Annotated in this window: 21 protein-coding genes; 20 read left to right on the forward strand and 1 reads right to left on the reverse strand. The window is 39.3% G+C overall.

Annotated elements, in window-relative coordinates; translation table 11 throughout:
- The first annotated feature begins 3 nt into the window (after window positions 1-3).
- From atpB to AC1DS7_RS03275, 10 genes are all read left to right on the forward strand, one after another.
- Window positions 4-723 carry a F0F1 ATP synthase subunit A gene (atpB, locus tag AC1DS7_RS03230; RefSeq protein WP_000399874.1) on the forward strand — a complete coding sequence of 240 codons (720 nt, stop codon included), beginning with the start codon at window positions 4-6 and terminating at the stop codon, window positions 721-723.
- Between the two features lie 56 nt (window positions 724-779).
- A complete protein-coding gene (atpE, locus tag AC1DS7_RS03235; RefSeq protein WP_000052064.1) occupies window positions 780-998 on the forward strand; it encodes a F0F1 ATP synthase subunit C in 219 nt (72 codons plus the stop codon).
- 129 nt (window positions 999-1,127) lie between these two features.
- On the forward strand, window positions 1,128-1,634 hold the full coding sequence (atpF, locus tag AC1DS7_RS03240) for a F0F1 ATP synthase subunit B (RefSeq protein ID WP_002016287.1): 507 nt from the start codon (window positions 1,128-1,130) through the stop codon (window positions 1,632-1,634).
- The gene (atpH, locus tag AC1DS7_RS03245) at window positions 1,631-2,173 is read left to right on the forward strand and encodes a F0F1 ATP synthase subunit delta (protein ID WP_002130060.1); all 543 of its coding nucleotides are present in this window, start codon (window positions 1,631-1,633) and stop codon (window positions 2,171-2,173) included. The genes atpF and atpH overlap by 4 nt, the downstream gene beginning before the upstream one ends.
- An 11-nt stretch (window positions 2,174-2,184) precedes the next feature.
- Window positions 2,185-3,693 (forward strand): F0F1 ATP synthase subunit alpha, encoded by a 1,509-nt coding sequence (atpA, locus tag AC1DS7_RS03250; RefSeq protein WP_002016284.1) that lies wholly within the window; start codon window positions 2,185-2,187, stop codon window positions 3,691-3,693.
- Window positions 3,694-3,898: 205 nt separating this feature from the next.
- Window positions 3,899-4,759, forward strand: coding sequence for a F0F1 ATP synthase subunit gamma (gene atpG / locus AC1DS7_RS03255; RefSeq protein ID WP_012262046.1), 861 nt, complete (start codon window positions 3,899-3,901; stop codon window positions 4,757-4,759).
- Between the two features lie 245 nt (window positions 4,760-5,004).
- Window positions 5,005-6,414 (forward strand): F0F1 ATP synthase subunit beta, encoded by a 1,410-nt coding sequence (gene atpD / locus AC1DS7_RS03260; protein ID WP_002016281.1) that lies wholly within the window; start codon window positions 5,005-5,007, stop codon window positions 6,412-6,414.
- Window positions 6,415-6,434: 20 nt separating this feature from the next.
- Window positions 6,435-6,836 (forward strand): F0F1 ATP synthase subunit epsilon, encoded by a 402-nt coding sequence (atpC, locus tag AC1DS7_RS03265; RefSeq protein ID WP_002016279.1) that lies wholly within the window; start codon window positions 6,435-6,437, stop codon window positions 6,834-6,836.
- Window positions 6,837-7,020: 184 nt separating this feature from the next.
- A complete protein-coding gene (locus AC1DS7_RS03270; RefSeq protein ID WP_002016277.1) occupies window positions 7,021-7,806 on the forward strand; it encodes a DUF975 family protein in 786 nt (261 codons plus the stop codon).
- A 44-nt stretch (window positions 7,807-7,850) separates the two neighbouring features.
- A complete protein-coding gene (locus tag AC1DS7_RS03275; RefSeq protein ID WP_061688678.1) occupies window positions 7,851-8,504 on the forward strand; it encodes a DUF975 family protein in 654 nt (217 codons plus the stop codon).
- A 17-nt stretch (window positions 8,505-8,521) separates the two neighbouring features.
- Here the strand turns inward: AC1DS7_RS03275 and AC1DS7_RS03280 are convergent, their stop codons facing one another.
- Complete coding sequence (locus AC1DS7_RS03280) at window positions 8,522-11,251, reverse strand: EAL domain-containing protein (protein WP_215560116.1); 2,730 nt, start codon at window positions 11,249-11,251, stop codon at window positions 8,522-8,524.
- A 306-nt stretch (window positions 11,252-11,557) separates the two neighbouring features.
- On the opposite strand from AC1DS7_RS03280, the gene nuoA reads away from it, so the two are divergent.
- From nuoA to AC1DS7_RS03330, 10 genes are read left to right on the forward strand one after another with little or no spacing between them, the layout of a single operon-like run.
- Complete coding sequence (gene nuoA, locus AC1DS7_RS03285; protein ID WP_000179270.1) at window positions 11,558-11,926, forward strand: NADH-quinone oxidoreductase subunit NuoA; 369 nt, start codon at window positions 11,558-11,560, stop codon at window positions 11,924-11,926.
- Window positions 11,917-12,435 carry an NADH-quinone oxidoreductase subunit NuoB gene (nuoB, locus tag AC1DS7_RS03290; RefSeq protein ID WP_088040472.1) on the forward strand — a complete coding sequence of 173 codons (519 nt, stop codon included), beginning with the start codon at window positions 11,917-11,919 and terminating at the stop codon, window positions 12,433-12,435. The genes nuoA and nuoB overlap by 10 nt, the downstream gene beginning before the upstream one ends.
- Window positions 12,432-13,907: an NADH-quinone oxidoreductase subunit C gene (locus AC1DS7_RS03295; protein ID WP_476998777.1), complete on the forward strand. Its 1,476-nt coding sequence runs from the start codon at window positions 12,432-12,434 to the stop codon at window positions 13,905-13,907. The genes nuoB and AC1DS7_RS03295 overlap by 4 nt, the downstream gene beginning before the upstream one ends.
- A gap of 3 nt (window positions 13,908-13,910) precedes the next feature.
- Window positions 13,911-15,011 (forward strand): NADH-quinone oxidoreductase subunit NuoD, encoded by a 1,101-nt coding sequence (gene nuoD / locus AC1DS7_RS03300; protein WP_159147327.1) that lies wholly within the window; start codon window positions 13,911-13,913, stop codon window positions 15,009-15,011.
- On the forward strand, window positions 15,011-16,012 hold the full coding sequence (gene nuoH, locus AC1DS7_RS03305) for an NADH-quinone oxidoreductase subunit NuoH (protein ID WP_002068471.1): 1,002 nt from the start codon (window positions 15,011-15,013) through the stop codon (window positions 16,010-16,012). The genes nuoD and nuoH overlap by 1 nt, the downstream gene beginning before the upstream one ends.
- Window positions 16,013-16,037: 25 nt before the next feature.
- Window positions 16,038-16,457, forward strand: coding sequence for an NADH-quinone oxidoreductase subunit NuoI (nuoI, locus tag AC1DS7_RS03310; protein WP_002016193.1), 420 nt, complete (start codon window positions 16,038-16,040; stop codon window positions 16,455-16,457).
- Window positions 16,454-16,978 (forward strand): NADH-quinone oxidoreductase subunit J, encoded by a 525-nt coding sequence (locus AC1DS7_RS03315; protein ID WP_001012819.1) that lies wholly within the window; start codon window positions 16,454-16,456, stop codon window positions 16,976-16,978. The genes nuoI and AC1DS7_RS03315 overlap by 4 nt, the downstream gene beginning before the upstream one ends.
- A complete protein-coding gene (gene nuoK / locus AC1DS7_RS03320; protein ID WP_476998778.1) occupies window positions 16,971-17,285 on the forward strand; it encodes an NADH-quinone oxidoreductase subunit NuoK in 315 nt (104 codons plus the stop codon). The genes AC1DS7_RS03315 and nuoK overlap by 8 nt, the downstream gene beginning before the upstream one ends.
- A gap of 29 nt (window positions 17,286-17,314) precedes the next feature.
- Window positions 17,315-19,177 (forward strand): NADH-quinone oxidoreductase subunit L, encoded by a 1,863-nt coding sequence (gene nuoL, locus AC1DS7_RS03325; RefSeq protein WP_476998779.1) that lies wholly within the window; start codon window positions 17,315-17,317, stop codon window positions 19,175-19,177.
- Window positions 19,174-20,676 (forward strand): NADH-quinone oxidoreductase subunit M, encoded by a 1,503-nt coding sequence (locus AC1DS7_RS03330; RefSeq protein WP_431182910.1) that lies wholly within the window; start codon window positions 19,174-19,176, stop codon window positions 20,674-20,676. Before nuoL ends, AC1DS7_RS03330 begins: the two co-directional genes overlap by 4 nt.
- Window positions 20,677-20,680: the final 4 nt, after the last annotated feature.

Genomic DNA, 20,680 nt, shown 5'->3' on the forward strand with positions numbered 1-20,680 from the left:
CTAGTGGAACACGGTAAATTAGTTGAATTTCTAGGTTTAACGTTCGATTTGTCATCAGTTATGATGGTTACTGTAGCAGCAGTTATTGTTTTCTTAATCGCTGTTATCGGAACTCGCAGCTTAGCGCTTCGCCCAACCGGGATGCAAAATTTCATGGAATGGGTGTTTGACTTCGTGAAAGGGATTATCAATAGTACGATGGATTGGAAAACAGGTGGACGTTTCTTAACGCTTGGCGTTACGCTCATCATGTTTATCATCGTATCGAACTTCCTTGGTTTACCATTCATGTATTCAACAGTTGAGGCTGGCGAACATATTGCATGGTGGAGATCACCAACGTCTGATCCAGCAGTTGCATTAACATTAGCCGTGATGGTAGTTACCCTCACCCATTATTATGGAATTAAGATGAAGGGTACGAAAGAATATGTTAAAGGTTATTTCCAACCTATGAAATTCTTATTCCCATTAAAGGTTATTGAGGAGTTTGCTAACACATTAACGTTAGGTCTTCGTTTATTTGGTAACATTTACGCAGGTGAAATCTTATTAGGATTACTTGCTAAGTTAGGTGGGGCATCATTCTTAGGAGCATTAGGTGCACTTGTACCGATGTTAGCATGGATGGGATTCAGCGTATTCGTTGGTTCAATCCAGTCATTTATTTTCGTAATGTTAACGATGGTTTATATGGCTCATAAAGTAAGCCATGACCATTAATATAATTTAAGTAAGAAAAAATTTATTTTTTTATAATACAAAGGAGGACAAATTAAATGAGTTTAGGTGTAATCGCAGCTGCAATTGCAATTGGTTTATCAGCATTAGGTGCAGGTATTGGTAACGGTCTTATCGTATCACGTACAATCGAAGGTGTTGCTCGTCAACCAGAATTAAAAGGCGCACTTCAAACAATTATGTTCATCGGGGTTGCATTAGTTGAGGCACTTCCAATTATCGGTGTAGTTATTGCTTTCATCGTAATGAACAAATAAGGGAGACTCCCCTTACATAGATGGCGAAGAGTGTTTTTCCGAACTTTCTTCGCCATTGCTTTATGAACGAAACGTATGTCTTTTTTTTTCATATGATCAATTTAGATATTTTGAAGGGAGTGAATCCTTGTGCCAACTTTATTATTAGGGGCTTCCATTCCATTTGGAACGATTGCTTATACATTGTTCATTTTCTTACTTCTATTAGTAATGCTACGCAAATTCGCGTGGGGTCCTTTAATGGGAATTATGAAAGAACGTGAAGAGCATGTTACTAATGAAATCGACGCTGCAGAAAGAAGTAATGCTGAAGCGAAGAAATTAGTAGAAGAACAACGTGAAATGTTAAAACAATCGCGTGTTGAAGCACAAGAGTTAATCGAAAGAGCGAAGAAACAAGCTGTAGATCAAAAGGATGTTATTGTTGCTGCTGCGAAAGAAGAAGCAGAATCAATTAAAACATCTGCTGTACAAGAAATTCAACGCGAAAAAGAGCAAGCGATTGCTGCTTTACAAGAACAAGTTGCTTCTTTATCTGTTCATATTGCTTCTAAAGTAATTGAAAAAGAATTAAAAGAAGAAGATCAAGTGAAGTTAATTCGCGATTATATTAAAGAAGTAGGAGAAGCGCGATGAGCAATGGGATTGTAGCAAAACGTTATGCTGTCGCTCTTTTCAAAATTGCAAAAGAAAAACACGTATTAGAAATGTTTGAAGAGGAATTACGCCTTGTACAAAACGTTTTTACAAAGAACGGAGAACTACATAGCTTTTTAACGCAACCGAACATTTCAAAAGAGCAGAAGAAAACGTTTCTTGCAAACGTATTCGCATCTGTTTCTGAATCTATTTTAAATACGTTATATATTTTAATTGATAACAAGCGTATTGATATCCTACCTGAAATTGCAAATGAATATGTTGTTCTTGCTAATGAAGAACGTAACGTAGCGGATGCAACTGTATATTCTATTCGTCTTCTATCGGAAGAAGAAAAACTTAACATTGCAGAAGCATTTGCAAAAAAAACAGGAAAAGATGCAATTCGCGTGAAAAATGTTGTGGATGAAGATTTACTAGGCGGCATTAAAGTACGTATTGGAAATCGCATTTACGACGGAAGCTTACAAGGAAAATTAGCACGTATTCAGCGTGAATTAATGAAGAATAGATAGGGGTGAAGCACATGAGCATCAGAGCTGAAGAAATTAGCGCACTGATAAAGCAACAAATCGAGAACTATCAGTCTGAAATCGAAGTTAGTGATGTTGGTACAGTTATCCAAGTCGGTGACGGTATTGCGCGTGCTCATGGTCTTGATAACGTTATGGCTGGTGAACTTGTAGAGTTCTCTAATGGCGTTATGGGACTAGCACAAAACTTAGAGGAAAACAACGTAGGTATCATTATTTTAGGACCTTACACAGAAATCCGTGAAGGTGACGAAGTTCGTCGTACTGGTCGCATCATGCAAGTACCAGTAGGAAAAGAACTAATCGGTCGTGTTGTAAACCCATTAGGTCAACCAGTTGATGGTTTAGGCCCAATCAATACAACAAACACTCGTCCAATCGAAAGTCCAGCACCAGGTGTAATGGATCGTAAATCTGTTCATGAGCCACTTCAAACAGGTATTAAAGCAATCGATGCTCTTGTACCAATTGGCCGTGGTCAACGTGAGTTAATCATCGGTGACCGCCAAACAGGTAAAACAGCAGTTGCACTTGATACGATCATTAACCAAAAAGATGAAGATATGATTTGTATCTATGTAGCTATCGGACAAAAAGAATCAACAGTACGTAACGTAGTAGAAACACTACGTAAGCACGGTGCATTAGATTACACAATCGTTGTAACTGCATCAGCTTCTCAACCAGCTCCATTATTATACCTAGCTCCTTACGCTGGTGTAACAATGGGTGAAGAGTTCATGTACAATGGTAAACACGTATTAGTAGTATATGATGACTTATCAAAACAAGCAGCGGCTTACCGTGAGCTTTCATTACTATTACGTCGTCCTCCAGGTCGTGAAGCATATCCAGGGGATGTATTCTACTTACATTCTCGCTTATTAGAGCGTGCAGCAAAATTAAGTGATGCAAGAGGCGGCGGTTCTTTAACTGCACTACCTTTCATCGAAACACAAGCAGGGGACGTATCAGCTTACATCCCAACAAACGTAATTTCTATTACGGATGGACAAATCTTCTTACAATCTGACCTATTCTTCTCTGGCGTACGTCCAGCAATCGATGCGGGTACTTCTGTATCTCGTGTAGGTGGATCAGCTCAGATTAAAGCGATGAGTAAAGTATCAGGTACACTTCGTCTTGACCTTGCATCTTATCGTGAGTTAGAAGCGTTCGCTCAGTTCGGTTCTGACCTTGATAAAGCAACACAAGCGAAATTAAACCGTGGTGCTCGTACAGTTGAGGTATTAAAACAAGGATTACACAAACCGTTACGTGTAGAGAAACAAGTTATCATTCTTTACGCTTTAACACGTGGATTCCTAGATGATATCCCAGTAGTAGATATCACTCGTTTCGAAGAAGAATTCCATGCTTGGTTAGATTCAAATGCAACTGACTTATTAAGCGAAATTCGCACAACTAAGAAACTTGCGGATGACGACAAATTTGCAGCAGCAATTAACGGATTTAAAAAAGTATTCGTAGCTTCTGAATAATAATTAAAAGTGAAGTCGACTGTGGCTTAGCTAGATCATATAAAAGGCATCTCAGCTTTTGAGATTGCTGACGGTTATGTAAAGGAAAAGAGTAGGTGCACCTATTCTTTTCCTTCAATCATGAGCAAGAATATCTTGCAACGTAGATTAGGAAGAGGATTCTTACTAATCGTGCCAACTTCCGGAAAAAAGGTGGTGAAAACCTGTGGCATCTTTACGCGATATAAAAGCGAAGATTAACTCGACAAAGAAAACGAGTCAAATTACGAAAGCGATGGAGATGGTATCTGCATCTAAGTTAAACCGTGCAGAACAAAATGCTAAATCTTTCGTTCCGTATATGGAAAAGATTCAAGAAGTAGTAGCGAGCATTGCGCAAGGAAGTAAAGGGATTAATCATCCAATGCTAAATTCGCGTCCTGTAAAGCGTACAGGGTACATCGTTATTACATCTGATCGCGGACTAGCAGGTGGTTATAACAGTAACGTATTACGTACAGTAAGTAACGTAATTCGTGAACGTCATAATATGGATTCAAACCAATATTCAATTATTGTGCTTGGACGACTAGGACGTGATTATTTAAAACGTCGCGGCTTTAACATCATTGATGAAGTAGTTGGATTATCTGACCACCCATCATTTACTGATATTAAAGATATTGCTTCTCGAGCAATTGCGATGTTCGCAGATGGTGCTTATGATGAGCTGTATATTTACTACAATCATTATGTAAGTAAAATTTCACAAGAAGTAACGGAAAATAAAATTTTACCGCTTACGGATGTGGCGTCTGATAAACCGACGACAGCTTATGAATTCGAACCTTCTGAAGAAGAAATTTTAAAAGTATTATTGCCACAATACGCAGAAAGCTTAGTGTACGGTGCATTACTAGACGGTAAAGCAAGTGAGCACGCGGCGCGTATGACAGCAATGAAGAGTGCTACAGACAACGCAATGGAAGTTATCGATTCACTTACACTTTCATTCAACCGTGCGCGTCAAGCAGCGATTACGCAAGAAATTACGGAAATCGTTGGTGGAGTAGCAGCGTTAGAATAGTATTAAAAAGCGTAGGCGGTTCGTTCAGAATGAGAGGGGGATGGAGCTTTTGACGTAGAGGCGATTTGTGCCTCGCAGGAAAAAGCGAAGCCACCGAACATTCTAACCGCTGGAGCTAGATTCAATAAAAAGCGGAAGCGGTTCGTCCAGAACAGGAGAGTCGCATAAGCTATAAACTAATAAAAATTAAAAGCCGACTTCTCTTAGAAAGCTGGCTAATTAAAAGAAAGCTAGGAGGGAACCCGATGAATAAAGGGCGCGTTACGCAAATCATGGGTCCGGTTGTAGACGTTAAGTTTGATGGCGGAAAGCTACCAGAAATCTACAACGCCCTTACGGTAAAACAAAGCAACGAAAACGGAGCAAGCATTAACTTAACATTTGAAGTTGCACTTCATTTAGGTGATGACACAGTTCGTACAGTTGCAATGTCTTCCACAGATGGACTTGTTCGTGGCACAGAAGTAGAAGATACTGGTAAAGCAATCTCTGTACCAGTTGGTGATGTAACACTTGGTCGTGTATTTAACGTATTAGGTGATGCAATTGACTTAGATGGTGATGTTCCTGCGGATGTACGTCGTGATCCAATTCACCGTCAAGCGCCTGCATTCGAAGAGTTATCTACTAAAGTAGAAATTCTTGAAACTGGTATTAAAGTAGTAGACTTACTTGCTCCTTACATTAAGGGTGGTAAGATCGGTCTATTCGGTGGTGCCGGTGTAGGTAAAACAGTATTAATTCAGGAATTAATTAACAACATCGCACAAGAGCACGGTGGTATCTCTGTATTCGCTGGTGTAGGTGAGCGTACTCGTGAAGGTAACGACTTATACCACGAAATGAGCGATTCTGGCGTAATTAAGAAAACTGCGATGGTATTCGGACAAATGAACGAGCCACCTGGAGCACGTCAACGTGTTGCATTAACAGGTTTAACAATGGCTGAACATTTCCGTGATGAGCAAGGACAAGACGTACTATTGTTCATCGATAACATCTTCCGTTTCACGCAAGCGGGTTCTGAAGTATCTGCCCTTCTTGGTCGTATGCCATCTGCGGTAGGTTACCAGCCAACACTTGCAACAGAAATGGGTCAATTACAAGAGCGTATTACATCTACAAATAAAGGATCTATCACGTCTATCCAAGCGGTATACGTACCAGCCGATGACTATACGGATCCAGCACCAGCTACAACGTTCGCTCACTTAGATGCAACAACAAACTTAGAGCGTCGTTTAACACAAATGGGTATTTACCCAGCCGTAGATCCATTAGCATCTACATCTCGTGCGCTTTCTCCAGAAATCGTAGGAGAAGAGCATTATGGAGTAGCTCGTCAAGTACAGCAAACTTTACAGCGTTATAAAGAGCTTCAAGATATCATCGCTATCTTAGGTATGGATGAGTTATCTGAAGAAGATAAGTTAGTTGTACATCGTGCTCGTCGTATTCAATTCTTCTTATCACAAAACTTCCACGTAGCTGAACAGTTTACAGGTCAAAAAGGTTCTTACGTACCTGTAAAAAATACAGTTAGTGGTTTCAAAGAAATTCTAGAAGGAAAATATGATGACCTTCCAGAAGATGCGTTCCGTCTTGTTGGTAGCATTGAAGAAGTTATTGAAAACGCGAAGAAAATGATGGCGTAAGGCCTTAGGAGGGACGAATTATGAAGACATTTCCAGTCAGTATTGTAACTCCTGATGGACCGGTTTACGAAAAAGAAGTAGAAATGGTAAGCGTAAAAGCAGAGAGTGGGGAAATGGGGATCTTACCAGGTCACATTCCAACTGTTGCACCTTTAAAAATTAGTGCGGTCCGTCTGAAAAATGGTGGGCACACTGATTATGTAGCAGTAAGCGGTGGCTTTATCGAAGTTCGTCCAGATAAAGTAACTGTGTTATCATCATCTGCTGAAGAAGCAAACCATATCGATATCCATCGTGCAAATGAATCGAAACGTCGCGCTGAGCAACGTATGCAAGATAAACAAGCGCATGTTGACTTTAGACGTGCAGAAATGGCTTTGCAGCGTGCTGTGAACCGTTTAAACGTTTCTGATATGAAGTAAAAAAATCCGTAAGGGCTCTTGCCTTTACGGATTTTTTGTTATGCATAGATGTGTTTTATTTAAATGTCGAAGCTGAAACTCAATTTAATATATAGAATAAACTTACAAAATTGGTATAATTATATTATTGTTTGTATAAGTAGAAAATATATAACAATTTATATTTCATAAAGGAGATGAACAAATGATCGGTGAAATGAAACGAGAAGCATTGTACTCTTTAAAGGGAAAATGGGGACTAGGTGTTGGATCAACGATTTTACATATTATTTTAAGTTATGTTGTTTCAATGGCTGCAATGCTTATACTTTTAATTCCAGGAATTATTATATTTTTCTTAGTTGTTGGTTTAGCGGGTTCAATTGAAGAGGAAGCAATATCAGTCGGGGCAGGTATTACATTTGGAATTTTTTATTGCATAATGATCATTTTGAGTAATGCATCTTATGGTATTACATCATACGGTTATACGAATGTGTTGCTACAAATTAGTAAACGAGAAGATGCTAGAGTAGATTATTTATTTGAAGGATTTCGTGGCTTTAAAAGAATGATGAAAACAATGTGGGCTATGCTTGCGATTTTGTTATATACAGGTACGTGGATTCCGATGTTGTTACTAGGTGTATTCGCGTTTTTTGGTGAGGAAGGGAATGTATCGTTAACAATCGCTTTCTTTGTACTATTAGCTATTTCGATTGTTGTAATGATTGTGATGTATTTTTCTTATGCGATGACGTATTATGTTATGGTTGAAAATCCAGATTATAGCGTTTCACAGGCGATGAAAGAAAGTAAGAACTTTATGAAGGGGCATAAACTAGATTTATTTCTTTTATGGCTTAGCTTCATAGGATGGGCTATTTTAGCAATTCTTACTCTTGGAATAGGATTTCTTTGGCTTAGTCCATATGTAGGTACAACGACAGCGCATTTTTATCGCTATATTGCAAAAGGTGAATTGCAGTAGGGACGTGCTATACTAATAGAATTATTACGTATAGGAGGTTAAGTATGATTAGTGATTTAAAAGGAGAAGCGCTAGATTCACTGGAAGGAAAATGGGGCTTAGCTGTTGGGGCAACATTACTTATTTCGATTCTTACTTCAGCTTTTAGTTTTAGTATTCAGTTCCTTCTCTCTCAGGTTTGGGAGTGGAAAGAAGTGAACAGCTCACTTTCAATAGAGGTTATTACAATATTGCTGGTGGGGCCTTTAACGCTAGGGGGTTATTGTTTAGCACTGCATATAATTCGTGAAAAAGAAGCGCGTATTGGGCATATATTTAGATGGTTTACAGAAGGAAGTAAGTTTATAAAGTCATTTTTATTATATATAGTAGTGAACATTTATATTTTCTTATGGTGTTTACTATTTATTATTCCAGGCATTATTAAATCATTTTCTTATGCGATGACGTATTTTATTATAAATGATCATCCTGAGTATTCAATAAATCAAGCTATTACAGAAAGTCGTCGTATGATGGCTGGACATAAGATGGAGTATTTCATTTTATGTTTAAGTTTTATTGGCTGGTTTATATTAAGTTGTATTACATTAGGGATTGGATTTTTATGGTTGATTCCATATTTTTATACAACGACAGCAGCTTTTTACGAAGAGATTGCAGAAGAATATTACGAAAAAAGAATTCCGACACTTTAAAAAACACCCAGTGTGAACTATTGGTTCATACTGGGTGTTTTTTGTAGAAATTTTATAAACTGTTTACTTGTTAGAGGTTTACTGAAATAGTAACCTTGCATGTATTTACAGTTGTTTTTTTGCAGAAATTTAAGCTGTTTTTCTGTTTCAATTCCTTCAGCAACGACAGAGAGATTTAAAGTATTTGCAAGGGAAAGGATAGTGGAAACGATGGCTCTTTCTTCAGGCCGATGATCGGCTAGTTGTGTAAATTCTTTTGGTACTTTTAATGTATCGATAGGGAAAATTGATAAATAAGCAAGAGAAGAGTAGCCGGTACCGAAGTCATCAATGGACGTTTGAATACCATATTCTTTTAATTGCTTTAGTCTCGATAATGTTTCTTTTTCATCAATCATCGCAATTCGTTCTGTTAGTTCAAGTGTTACATCTTTCGGGTCAATTTTAACGTCCTTTAGTATTTGTGAAATATTTTCGATTAATTGATTTTGTTGAAATTCTTTGGCTGATAAATTGACACTCATTTTTAAGTTTGTGTATCCAAAACTTTGCCATATTTTTAGTTGACGACAAGACTCTCGTAGCACCCAATGCCCAAGTGGGATGACCTGCGGAGTCTCTTCCACAATTGGAATGAACTCACATGGTGAAATGTCACCTAATAGTGGATGTTTCCAACGGATTAAGGCTTCGGCACCGATGATTTTATTCGTTGTAATGTCAACTTGTGGTTGATAGACGAGAAAGAATTCTTTATTTACTAAAGCAAGTGGTAAATCTTTTTCAATTCGAGCTTTTCGCTCCATTTTTTTATATAACTCTTTCGTATAAAGTGAGCTACCATTCTTTCCTTTATTTTTGGTTTCGTACATGGCCATATCAGCATGTTGTAAAATAGATAACGGATCTTCGCCTGCTTCTGGGTATATTGCAATCCCGATACTTGGCGAGATTTGTAAATGTTGATTTTCAATTTCGAATGGCTCATTCATAGATAGTACAATCATGTCAGCTATTTTTTGTACATCTCTATCTTCTTTATAATCTTCTATAAGAATTGTGAACTCATCCCCAGCTAACCGAGCAAGTTTCATATTTGACGTCGATATTCGTTCTAGTCTTTTTGCTACAGCAATTAAAAGAAGATCTCCTACCCGGTGACCGAGAGTATCGTTAATAACTTTAAAACGGTCTAAATCGAGAAACATAACAGCAAAAGGTCTTTTCGATAGTTTTGCTCGTACAATTGCTTGTTCTAACTGCAGATGAAATGAACGGCGATTTGCAAGTTCCGTTAAAGTATCATGATATGCTAGGAAATTAATTTGCTCTTGTTGCTGCTTGCTTTCTGTAATATCTTTAATCATTAAATAGGCCCCAGAAATATGTTCCTTTAAAAAGATGGGAACAGCTGTAACATGTAAGTAGTAAATATCTCTATTTTTATGATATGCCCGTATTTCTAAAGAAATAGATTTCCCTTTTTTCACGTGATGAAAGGCAGTAATGATTTCTTCTAAATCTTCTTCATACATAAGTGAATAGTATGGTTGGTTTAATAATTCATTCGTTTGATAACCGAGTAAAGTAGTTCCAGCGTTGTTCACATTGAGAAAATTACCGTACAAATCTAATGTGAAAATTGGATCTGGATGATGCTCGTATAAAGATTTAAACATTTGTTGGTTATGATATAACTCATTTTTTTGTTCTACTAAATCTTCTGTACGTAGTTCGATTTGTTTCTCGAGTTCTAAGCTGAATTGCATTTGTGCTAGCAATAATATTTTATTTTGTCTTCGAACTAACATATGGCGTATGAGAACGAAGGCGAAAGTTACCATAAGTCCAATTACTACGATAGGTGCAAAAACATTTTCGACCAATATAAAAACAATAAGCATCACGACAGAAATATACGGTAATGATAATCGGATTGATTCACCAAATTGAGGCGTTAGTAATATTTGTTCTTGTTTTTCGGGCTCTTTTGTGTGAAGTATACAAGCGATTGCTACCAATAATAAGGTTACTTGATAGAATGGAGCAACTGTGAACATAGAGTGCTCAGGCTGGAAGTATTTTATATAAGCATAAATAGAATCCGTAGTAGCATACAAAATTAAAGCACTGCCAAGAAGAGCACCAACTTGCTTTGGTAGTAAGGATAATGGTCTGAATAAAAGGTTGATTCCTATTAAAAGAAAGAGTAAATCAGCCATTGGATACGTGAGTTGAACAAACATGTCGATATATGATGTTGTAAAAATATGAATGGTTCTTTCAATAAGTAAATAGTAGCTTAAAGTAAATTGAGCAGTAACAATAATACAAATATCACATATCGTAAAAAGCTGTTCCAATAAATCTCGGCCATAAATAATTTCATATAGAAAGGCAAATGCAAAGCTAATTAAAAATAATAAGTAAAAAAAGTCTGATGGATCAACGAATGTATAGTAGTCATGCAGAATTAAGCGTTGATAAGCAACTACTATATCGCCGATGAAATAAGAGAAGGATCCGATAGTTAATGTTATCCAAAACAAACGAGATAACCCTTGTTTTATATTTGAAAAATAAAATATATAACTGCAAATTGTAATATCAATTAATATGGTACTTATTCCAGTTAATATTTGAAATGGGAGTGCGTACTCATATAAAAAGGACATTGATACGTAATGAATAGCTATATACAACAATGAAATGCTTATAAGAATACTTACATGTGTTTGTTTTTTCATTTATATCACCCACTGTATATACATAAGAACCACCTTTTTGTAGTTTATGTTTTTTATGATTGCTTGAAAACATATAGAATTTCTATATTTATTTTACACATTTATAATGAGTTGTAAAAATAGATTTGCTCAGCAAGTATTAATTGTTGTTTCTGTTCCCAATATATCGACATAGGAATTTGAAGTTTGCTATAATGAATTAAATAGTTGCATTATTTAGAAAAATTTAAAAATAATAAATGATGCAAGTAAGACATATTGTTTACTATGTGAACTTGTTCTTAATTCAGGGGGGAGGGTTTCACAATGGCAAGTGTATATGAAAATAGTTATATGATCGTTTTGATTTTCTTGCTATTAGGTATATTGCTGCCGGTAGTGGCTCTTACATTAGGGAAAATGCTGCGTCCAAACAAACCGAGTGCAGCGAAAGCGACGACGTATGAGAGTGGAATTGAGCCTTTTCATGATGCAAATATTCGGTTTCATGCTCGTTATTACATTTTCGCTTTATTGTTCGTCATCTTTGATGTAGAAACTTTATTTTTATACCCATGGGCTGTTGCATATGACAAGCTTGGTTTATTTGCACTGATTGAAATGCTCATTTTTGTTGTGATGTTGCTAGTTGGATTAGCGTATGCTTGGAAAAAGAAGGTGTTACAATGGTTATAAATTTTGAGGAATTAAACCCACAGGAGCGAGCGGAATTAGAAAGGAATATCTTTTTTTCTACATTGGAACAGTTGAAGGGATGGGCGCGGAGCAACTCTTTATGGCCGATGACATTTGGACTGGCATGCTGTGCGATTGAAATGATGGGAGTAGGCTCATCACATTACGATTTAGATCGATTTGGGTCATTTTTTCGGACTTCACCAAGACAATCGGACGTCATGATTGTGTCAGGAACGGTAACGAAGAAAATGGCACCTATTGTTCGGCGCCTATATGATCAAATGCCTGAACCGAAGTGGGTAATTGCGATGGGATCTTGTGCAACGGCCGGTGGTCCGTATGTGAATTCGTATGCTGTTGTGAAAGGTGTAGATCAAATTGTACCAGTTGATGTGTATATTCCTGGATGCCCTCCAAATCCTGCTGCTTTAATTTATGGAATTAATAAATTAAAAGAAAAAATTCGTTACGAGGCGAGGACCGGGAAGCAGGTGACGAATAAATGAGTGATCCAAATAAAGACTTAGAAAGCATGAAAAGAGAAGCAGCCCGTCATGCGAAAGAGGAAGCGCGAAAACGTCTTGCTGCGAAACATGGGGCGGAAATGTCTAAACTTGAAGGAGAACATCGAGAAAAAGAGAAAGCGCTACCAAAAGATAAGGGGATTAATGTAGAAGAAGCGAAGGCAAAGGCCGCAGCAGCTGCAAAAGCAAAAGCAGCGGCATTAGCGAAGCAAAAGCGAGAAGGATCAGAAGAAGTAACGGATGAAGAAAAAGCCAAAGCAAAGGCGAAAGCTGCAGCAGCCGCAAAAGCAAAAGCAGCGGCATTAGCGAAGCAAAAGCGAGAAGGATCAGAAGAAGTAACGGATGAAGAAAAAGYCAAAGCRAAGGCGAAAGCTGCAGCAGCCGCAGCCGCAGCCGCAAAAGAAAAAGTAGCGGTATTAGCAAAGCAAAAGCGAGAAGGGTCAGAAGAAGTAACGGACGAAGAAAAAGCCAAAGCAAAGGCGAAAGCCGCAGCAGCCGCAAAAGCAAAAGCAGCGGTATTAGCGAAGCAAAAGCGAGAAGGATCAGAAGAAGTAACGGACGAAGAAAAAGCCAAAGCAAAGGCGAAAGCTGCAGCAGCCGCAAAAGCAAAAGCAGCGGTATTAGCGAAGCAGAAGCGAGAAGGATCAGAAGAAGTAACGGACGAAGAAAAAGCCAAAGCAAAGGCGAAAGCTGCAGCAGCCGCAAAAGCAAAAGCAGCGGTATTAGCAAAGCAGAAGCGAGAAGGATCAGAAGAAGTAACGGACGAAGAAAAAGCTAAAGCGAAGGCAAAGGCTGTAGCAGCTGCAAAAGCAAAAGCAGCAGCGTTAGCGAAGCAGAAAGCCTCACAAGGTGAGGGGGATTCTGGAGATGAGAAAGCGAAGGCAATTGCAGCCGCGAAAGCGAAAGCCGCTGCTGCGGCAAGGGCAAAGGGATCTGTAAATAAGATAGAAGACGAACTGCAGCAGGAAGAACCATCAGTTAACCAACCATATTTAAATCGCTATGTGGAGGTTGTTAAGGAGAGGTTAGGAGAATATGCATTAGTAGATTCCTATATTAATAAGCTTTCAAAAGATGTTCCAACGCTTGTGGCGGAGCCTTCGAAATATTATGAAGTGATGGAGTTAATGCGATTGCATGAGGGACTTGCTTTTGATTATATGTCAGAGCTACATGCGACGGATTTTGTGACACATATGGAAGTATACGTTCATTTATTTTCATATGGAAAGAAACAGTCAGTAGCAGTGAAGGTAAAGCTGGATAGGGAAGCGCCGCAAGTAAAATCGGTGACGCCGCTTTGGAAAGGGGCAGATTGGCCGGAGCGCGAAGCGTATGATTTGCTCGGTATTGTATTTGAAGGTCATCCTAATTTATCTCGCATTTTAATGCCGGATGATTGGGTGGGGTATCCGCTTAGGAAGGATTATGAACCGTATGATGTGGAGGTGTAGCTTGTGATCCGTACGGAAGAGATGCTCTTAAATGTAGGGCCGCAGCATCCGAGTACACATGGTGTGTTTCGGCTTGTAATTAAGATTGACGGGGAAATTATTAAAGAGGCTACACCGGTTATCGGATATTTGCATCGCGGAACAGAAAAGATAGCTGAGAGCTTGCAATATACACAAATTATCCCGTATACAGATCGAATGGACTATTTATCAGCAATGACGAATAATTACGTCCTTTGCCACGCTGTAGAGACGATGATGGATCTTGAGATTCCAGAGCGTGCTGAATATTTACGGGTGCTTGCGATGGAGCTTGGGAGGGTTGCGAGCCATCTCGTCTGGTGGGGAACGAACCTGCTTGATATAGGAGCGGTTAGTCCATTTTTATATGCCTTTCGCGAACGAGAGATGATTATAAATTTATTAAGTGAATTGTGCGGTGCAAGGCTTACTTTCAACTATATGAGAGTCGGCGGCGTGAAGTGGGATGCGCCAGACGGCTGGATTGAAAAGGTGAAAGAGTTTGTTCCGTATATGAGAGAGCAATTGGCAGGTTACCACGACCTCGTTAGCGGAAATGAAATTTTCTTAAATCGTGTGAAAGGCGTTGGCGTATATAGCGCGGAAGAGGCGATCTCGTATTCTTTAAGTGGCGCAAATTTACGGTGCACGGGAGTCCACTGGGATCTTCGCAAAGATGAGCCGTATTCTATTTATGATCGTTTTGACTTTGATATTCCTGTTGGGAGCACGGGAGATGCTTGGGATCGCTACGTTTGCCGGATGGAGGAAATTGAGGAGTCATTGAAAATTATTGAGCAAGCAGCCGAGCAGTTCCCGAAAGACGGCGCTGTTATAGCGAAAGTGCCGAAAATTATTAAAGCACCTAAGGGAGAAGCGTTCGTCCGTATAGAGTCACCGCGGGGAGAGATTGGCTGTTATATTGCTAGTGATGGAAAGAAAGAGCCGTACCGCTTGAAATTTCGCAGACCGTCTTTTTATAATTTGCAAATCTTACCGAAGTTATTGAAAGGTGAAAACATCGCCAATTTAATTACGATTTTAGGTGGGGTTGATATTGTACTTGGGGAGGTTGACGGCTAATGATTGAGACGCTCTTACAATCACCTTCAAGCTGGACGAATTTCTTCATTTTTTTCGGGTTAGCGGTGCTTCTATTATTTGCAGTCCTTGGCTTCGTTACATACGGTATTTTGGCAGAACGGAAAGTGATGGGATTTATGCAAGGACGGATTGGACCAAACCAAGTTGGGGGCCGGTTCGGTTTACTCCAAACGGTAGCTGATGTTTTGAAACTATTATTAAAAGAAGATAGTATTCCGAAAGCTGCAGATAAACCGTTGTTTATATTAGCTCCTGTTATTGCATTCGCACCAGCATTTATGGTGCTTGCGGTTATCCCGTTTACTGATAAATTTCAGTTTGCGGATATTGGCGTAGGATTGCTGTATTACATTGCTGTTTCTGGGATTACGACGATCGGCGTCGTAACTGGGGGATGGGCATCAAATAATAAATATTCCCTTTTAGGAGGGATGCGTGCGGCAGCGCAAATGATTTCTTATGAGATTCCACTTGTGATGAGTGTAATTGGCGTCGTTTTGTTAGCTGGTAGTCTTAACTTGAATGAAATTGTAGCGGCGCAGGAAAAGGTATGGTACATTTTCGCACAGCCAATCGGTTTCGTCATTTTCTTAATCGCGGCAGTTGCAGAGTTAAATAGGACACCGTTTGATTTACCCGAAGCGGAGTCAGAACTTGTTTCAGGATACCATACGGAATACTCAGGTTTTCGCTGGGCGTTTTTCATGCTTTCAGAGTATGTGTATTTCTTCGGGATGTCATCTTTAATTACAGTACTCTTTTTAGGAGGCTGGAATCCAGTTATGTTCCTTGGGTTTATTCCAGGAGCCGTATGGTTTGCTTTGAAATTCAGCAGTGTGGTCTTTCTATTGATTTGGTTCCGCGTTACGTTCCCGCGCATAAGAGGTGACCAGTTAATGGAGTTTGGTTGGAAAGTATTATTACCAATCGCACTTGCAAATATTTTCTTAACGGCATTGATTAAGGAGCTATTCTTCTAATCTATAAAGGGGGTGCCAGTAAGAGATGAAAGGACTATTTAAAGGGTTAAAATATACGCTTAGTAATTTGAGTAAGAAAAAGGTGACGTATGATTATCCAAATCAACCGTTGCCATTACCAGACCGATTTCGAGGTATTCAAAAGTTTTATCCAGAGAAATGTATTGTTTGTAATCAGTGTTCCAATATTTGTCCGACAGATTGCATTCAATTAACAGGAAAAAAACATCCTGATCCTACGAAAAAAGGGAAAATTATCGACACGTATGATATTAATTTTGAAATTTGTATTCTTTGCGATTTATGTACAGAAGTTTGCCCGACAGAGGCGATCGTAATGACAAATAACTTTGAACTTGCAGAGTATTCACGTGATGATTTATTTAAAAATTTGCAGTGGCTTGACGAGAACGACGAGAACATCAGGAAGGAGAATAAAGCATGAACGGCGAGTTTGTAGCTTTCTTTATATTATCCTTGTCTGCGATTATCGGCGGCGTTCTTATGCTGAATTTAACGAAAGTAATGCATATGATGCTGGCCCTTGTGCTTACGTTCCTTAGCATTGCGGGTTTGTATTTTCTCTTATCAGCCGAATTTATCGGAGTGGCACAAATTTTACTTTACTCTGGTGCAATCACTATTATTATGATTTTTGGCATTATGTTAACGAAACATAACGCGGAAAATGAATCGCGCCTTACTCTTCGAAAATGGATTATCTTCTTTGCGGTTGTAGCATTTGGAGCAGTTATGTATTTCGCTGTTAATAGTATCGATTTTTCAAATCAAAGCACACAAGGAAGTTTACCTCTCCATGAAAATAACACACTTCAAATCGGTACACTTCTCTATTCAAAATATATTATTCCATTCGAATTAACCTCAGTTATTTTACTTGTAGCACTTGTAGGAGCGATTATCCTTGCGAAGAAGGATGAGGGAGAGGAGGATTCCCATGAGTAGCGTTCCGGCTTCTGCGTATTTAACACTTGCGATTATTTTGTTTTGCATCGGCTTATTTGGAGCTTTAACAAAGCGAAATACAGTAATTGTATTAGTTTGTATCGAATTGATGTTAAACGCCGCCAATTTAAACTTAGTAGCGTTTAGTAAATTAGGCTTGCTTCCGAATTTAACAGGACAAATTTTTTCGCTGTTTACGATGTCTGTAGCGGCAGCGGAGGCAGCGGTAGGTCTTGCAATTTTGATTGCTTTGTACCGTAATCGCCCGACAGTTCATGTAGATGAGATGGATACGCTCAAAGGATAGCATTGTGACCGAAAAGGGGGAAGGAAACAATGATCGATTATGCATGGCTCATACCGCTTTTCCCGCTTGTTTCATTTTTGTTACTTATTGTGTTCGGGAAGAAAATTAGAGAGGGAAGTAGTGTACTAGGTATTTTCTTTACCTTTCTCTCCTTTATATCCGCGGTAGTGGTACTAATAGAACGATTTTCATCCGAGGCAGTGAAGCATAAGTGGGTATGGCTTAGGGTAGGAGATATAGATATATCATTTGGTTTTGAAGTTACCGCATTAGGGGCTTTAATGTTGTTTATCGTTACGCTTGTGAGTTTTCTTGTACATGTGTACTCAAAAGGTTATATGAAAGGTGACACCAGATTACCAACCTTTTATGCACATTTAGGGCTCTTTACCTTTGCGATGCTTGGGCTAGTTATATCGACGAATTTATTACAGCTTTATATATTTTGGGAGTTAGTCGGCCTTGGTTCGTTTTTACTTATCGGTTTTTATTTCTTTAAAGAAGAAGCGAAGGCTGCTGCGAAAAAGGCTTTTATTATGACACGCATTGGGGATGTTGGGCTATTTATTGGGATGATATTAATTTTTTGGCACGCAGGTAGTTTTGAATATGACGCGATTTTTAAAGCGATTCATACGGGCGACCTCTCTCCTTCTATGATTACAATAACGGCGATATTAATTTTTATCGGTGCGATGGGGAAATCGGGTCAGTTCCCGCTTCATACATGGTTGCCAGATGCAATGGAAGGACCGACGCCTGTTTCGGCGCTTATTCACGCGGCAACGATGGTTGCAGCCGGCGTATATTTAGTAGCGACGATGTTCCCGCTATTTTCAGCAAGTGCGGTAGCGATGCAAACTGTGGCAATCGTTGGGGCTTTCACCGCAATCTTTGCGGCCTCTATCGGTCTAGTGCAAACTGATATTAAGAGGGTTCTTGCTTACTCTACAGTTAGTCAGCTCGGGTATATGATGCTTGCGCTAGGCTCGGCTGGTTATGTAGCTGGTATCTTTCACTTAACGACACACGCCTTTTTTAAAGCATTATTGTTCCTGGCAGCAGGAAGTGTAATTCATGCAGTCCATACGCAAAACATTAATAAAATGGGCGGTTTACAGAAAAAGATGAAAGTAACCGGTGCACTATTTTTAATAGGCACACTTGCAATTAGTGGTGTTCCTCTTCTTTCCGGATTTTTTAGTAAAGATGAAATTTTAGCGGCGGCTTGGATGAATGGCAATTACTTTCTATTCGTTTTAGCAGTAATTGCGGCATTTCTAACAGCATTTTATATGTTCCGTCTATATTTTCTTGTCTTTACGGGGGAAACAAAGACGAAGGAAGAGGTGCATGAATCACCTCGCACCATGACGTATCCGATGATTGTTCTTGGTGTTCTTGCGGTAGTGGCCGGTTATATAAATACACCGTGGTTCGGAACGTTTCTTGGGGATTGGCTTACGAAAGATGTGGGCTTCAAAGTGAAAGACGTGCATGGACCAGCTTGGATTATGGTTGTTGCGACGCTCGTTTCATTTGCGGGAATTGCCCTCGCATATTTCATATATGGCAAGAAATCTATCTCTAGAGATTGGGCCGGCGGAGAAGGGACGTCTTTTTATAACCTTTTGAAAGAAAAATATTATGTGGATGAACTATACAATGCGACAGTACTTCCTATTACGAAAGGAATCGCTCATGTGCTTCGCTTATTTGAAGTATACGTTGTAGAAGGAATCGCAGTTTTAATTGCTGGACTCGTTAAAGGTATGAGTGGACTAGGATCACGGCTTCAAAACGGGAATGTACAAGTGTATGGAACTGTAACAGCAGTTTCGCTCGCAGTGCTCCTAATTATTTTGTTATATACGGGAGGGGATTTACGGTGAATGGATTGCTATTAACGTTCTTCATTTTTTCCCCGCTTTTAGGAATTCTCTTGCTTTTATTAACGCCGAAACGAGAATCGCGTACAGTGCAGGCGCTTGGTTTATTCGGAACGGCGCTTCCATTTGGAATTGCTATCGTCCTTGCTTGTACATACGCTTCAGGAAAGAGCTTATCGATATTTGATGAAAAAGTGAAATGGATTAAATTTGGGGATTTCACAGCAGTGGACAAAAGGTGGTTTTCAATTTATTACGAGCTCGGCATTGATGGTTTATCGCTTGTAATGATGGTGCTCACAGCCCTTCTAGCGATGCTTGCAGCTATTGCGGCATTTTCTATTAAAAGAAATTTGAAAGCATTCTACATGCTGTTACTCATGTTAGAAATAGGTATGCTCGGTGTCTTCGCTGCTCAAAATTTAATGTTGTTCTTCATGTTCTTTGAGATTACGTTGCCACCAATGTTTTTATTAATTGGCAAGTGGGGGAAATTGTCGAGTGAAAAGGCTGCATATAGTTATTTAATATATAACGGTATTGGATCAGCTATTTTACTTATCGTTTTCTCGGTTTTATTTGCGAAAACAGGTACAACAAATATTGCGGAGCTTAAAGAAATATTAACGAGTGTAGGTGCTGGGGGAGGAATGGCTGTCTCAAGTAGCGTACAGTTCGGCTTGTTTCTTGCCATAATGATTGCTTTTGCGATTAAACTCCCTGTTTTCCCTTTGCATCGCTGGATGGTCAATGTACACATAGAAGCGCATCCTGCTGTAGTTATGCTTCACGCGGGGGTTTTGCTGAAGATTGGCGCGTACGGTATTGTTCGCTTCGGGAAAGGATTATTCCCAGAATATTTTCGTGATTTTGCAACGCTAATTGCGATTTTAGGGGTAATTAATTTATTGTATGGGGCCTTTCTAGCACTCATCCAAACGGACTTTAGAAAGGTACTTGCTTACTCTAGTATTTCGCATATGGGCATTGTATTAATGGGGCTTGCGGCGTTAAATGCACCAGGTACACAAGGGGCATTGTTCCAAGTTGTGTCTCACGGTTTAATTGCGGCCTTGCTCTTCTTCTTGCTTGGCATTATTGAAGAGCGTTTCGGGACTTCGGATATTACAGCACTTGGTGGACTCGCAAAAAGTGTTCCAGTGCTTAGTGGTTTCTTCTTAGCGGGCGGTATGGCATCGCTTGGAATGCCAGGGATGTCTGGATTTATTAGCGAATTCCTTGCCTTTCTCGGTTTATTCCAAGGGAAACCGGTTATCGCCGCCGCAGGTGTACTTGGAATTATTTTAACCGCTGTATACGTATTAAGAGCGACACTTCAAGTGACATTTGGTAAGAAAGAATGGGAAGCGAAATCTGATATACACGGATGGGAGTACATTCCTGTTATAGTGCTTATCGTTTGTATTATTGCAATTGGGGTAATGCCAGAACTACTAGGGGATCCACTTCAAACTACATTGAAAACATTGGGGGTGAAGTAGGATG

The sequence above is a fragment of the Bacillus sp. P4_E1 genome, assembly GCF_056401715.1.

Coding starts and splice junctions, on each gene's coding strand:
- atpE (WP_000052064.1), top strand. CDS start 780: ATGAGTTTAGGTGTAATCGCAGCTGCAATTGCAATTGGTTTATCAGCA.
- atpH (WP_002130060.1), top strand. CDS start 1,631: ATGAGCAATGGGATTGTAGCAAAACGTTATGCTGTCGCTCTTTTCAAA.
- atpA (WP_002016284.1), top strand. CDS start 2,185: ATGAGCATCAGAGCTGAAGAAATTAGCGCACTGATAAAGCAACAAATC.
- atpD (WP_002016281.1), top strand. CDS start 5,005: ATGAATAAAGGGCGCGTTACGCAAATCATGGGTCCGGTTGTAGACGTT.
- atpC (WP_002016279.1), top strand. CDS start 6,435: ATGAAGACATTTCCAGTCAGTATTGTAACTCCTGATGGACCGGTTTAC.
- AC1DS7_RS03270 (WP_002016277.1), top strand. CDS start 7,021: ATGATCGGTGAAATGAAACGAGAAGCATTGTACTCTTTAAAGGGAAAA.
- AC1DS7_RS03275 (WP_061688678.1), top strand. CDS start 7,851: ATGATTAGTGATTTAAAAGGAGAAGCGCTAGATTCACTGGAAGGAAAA.
- AC1DS7_RS03280 (WP_215560116.1), bottom strand. CDS start 11,251: ATGAAAAAACAAACACATGTAAGTATTCTTATAAGCATTTCATTGTTG.
- nuoA (WP_000179270.1), top strand. CDS start 11,558: ATGGCAAGTGTATATGAAAATAGTTATATGATCGTTTTGATTTTCTTG.
- nuoB (WP_088040472.1), top strand. CDS start 11,917: ATGGTTATAAATTTTGAGGAATTAAACCCACAGGAGCGAGCGGAATTA.
- nuoH (WP_002068471.1), top strand. CDS start 15,011: ATGATTGAGACGCTCTTACAATCACCTTCAAGCTGGACGAATTTCTTC.
- nuoI (WP_002016193.1), top strand. CDS start 16,038: ATGAAAGGACTATTTAAAGGGTTAAAATATACGCTTAGTAATTTGAGT.
- AC1DS7_RS03315 (WP_001012819.1), top strand. CDS start 16,454: ATGAACGGCGAGTTTGTAGCTTTCTTTATATTATCCTTGTCTGCGATT.
- nuoK (WP_476998778.1), top strand. CDS start 16,971: ATGAGTAGCGTTCCGGCTTCTGCGTATTTAACACTTGCGATTATTTTG.
- nuoL (WP_476998779.1), top strand. CDS start 17,315: ATGATCGATTATGCATGGCTCATACCGCTTTTCCCGCTTGTTTCATTT.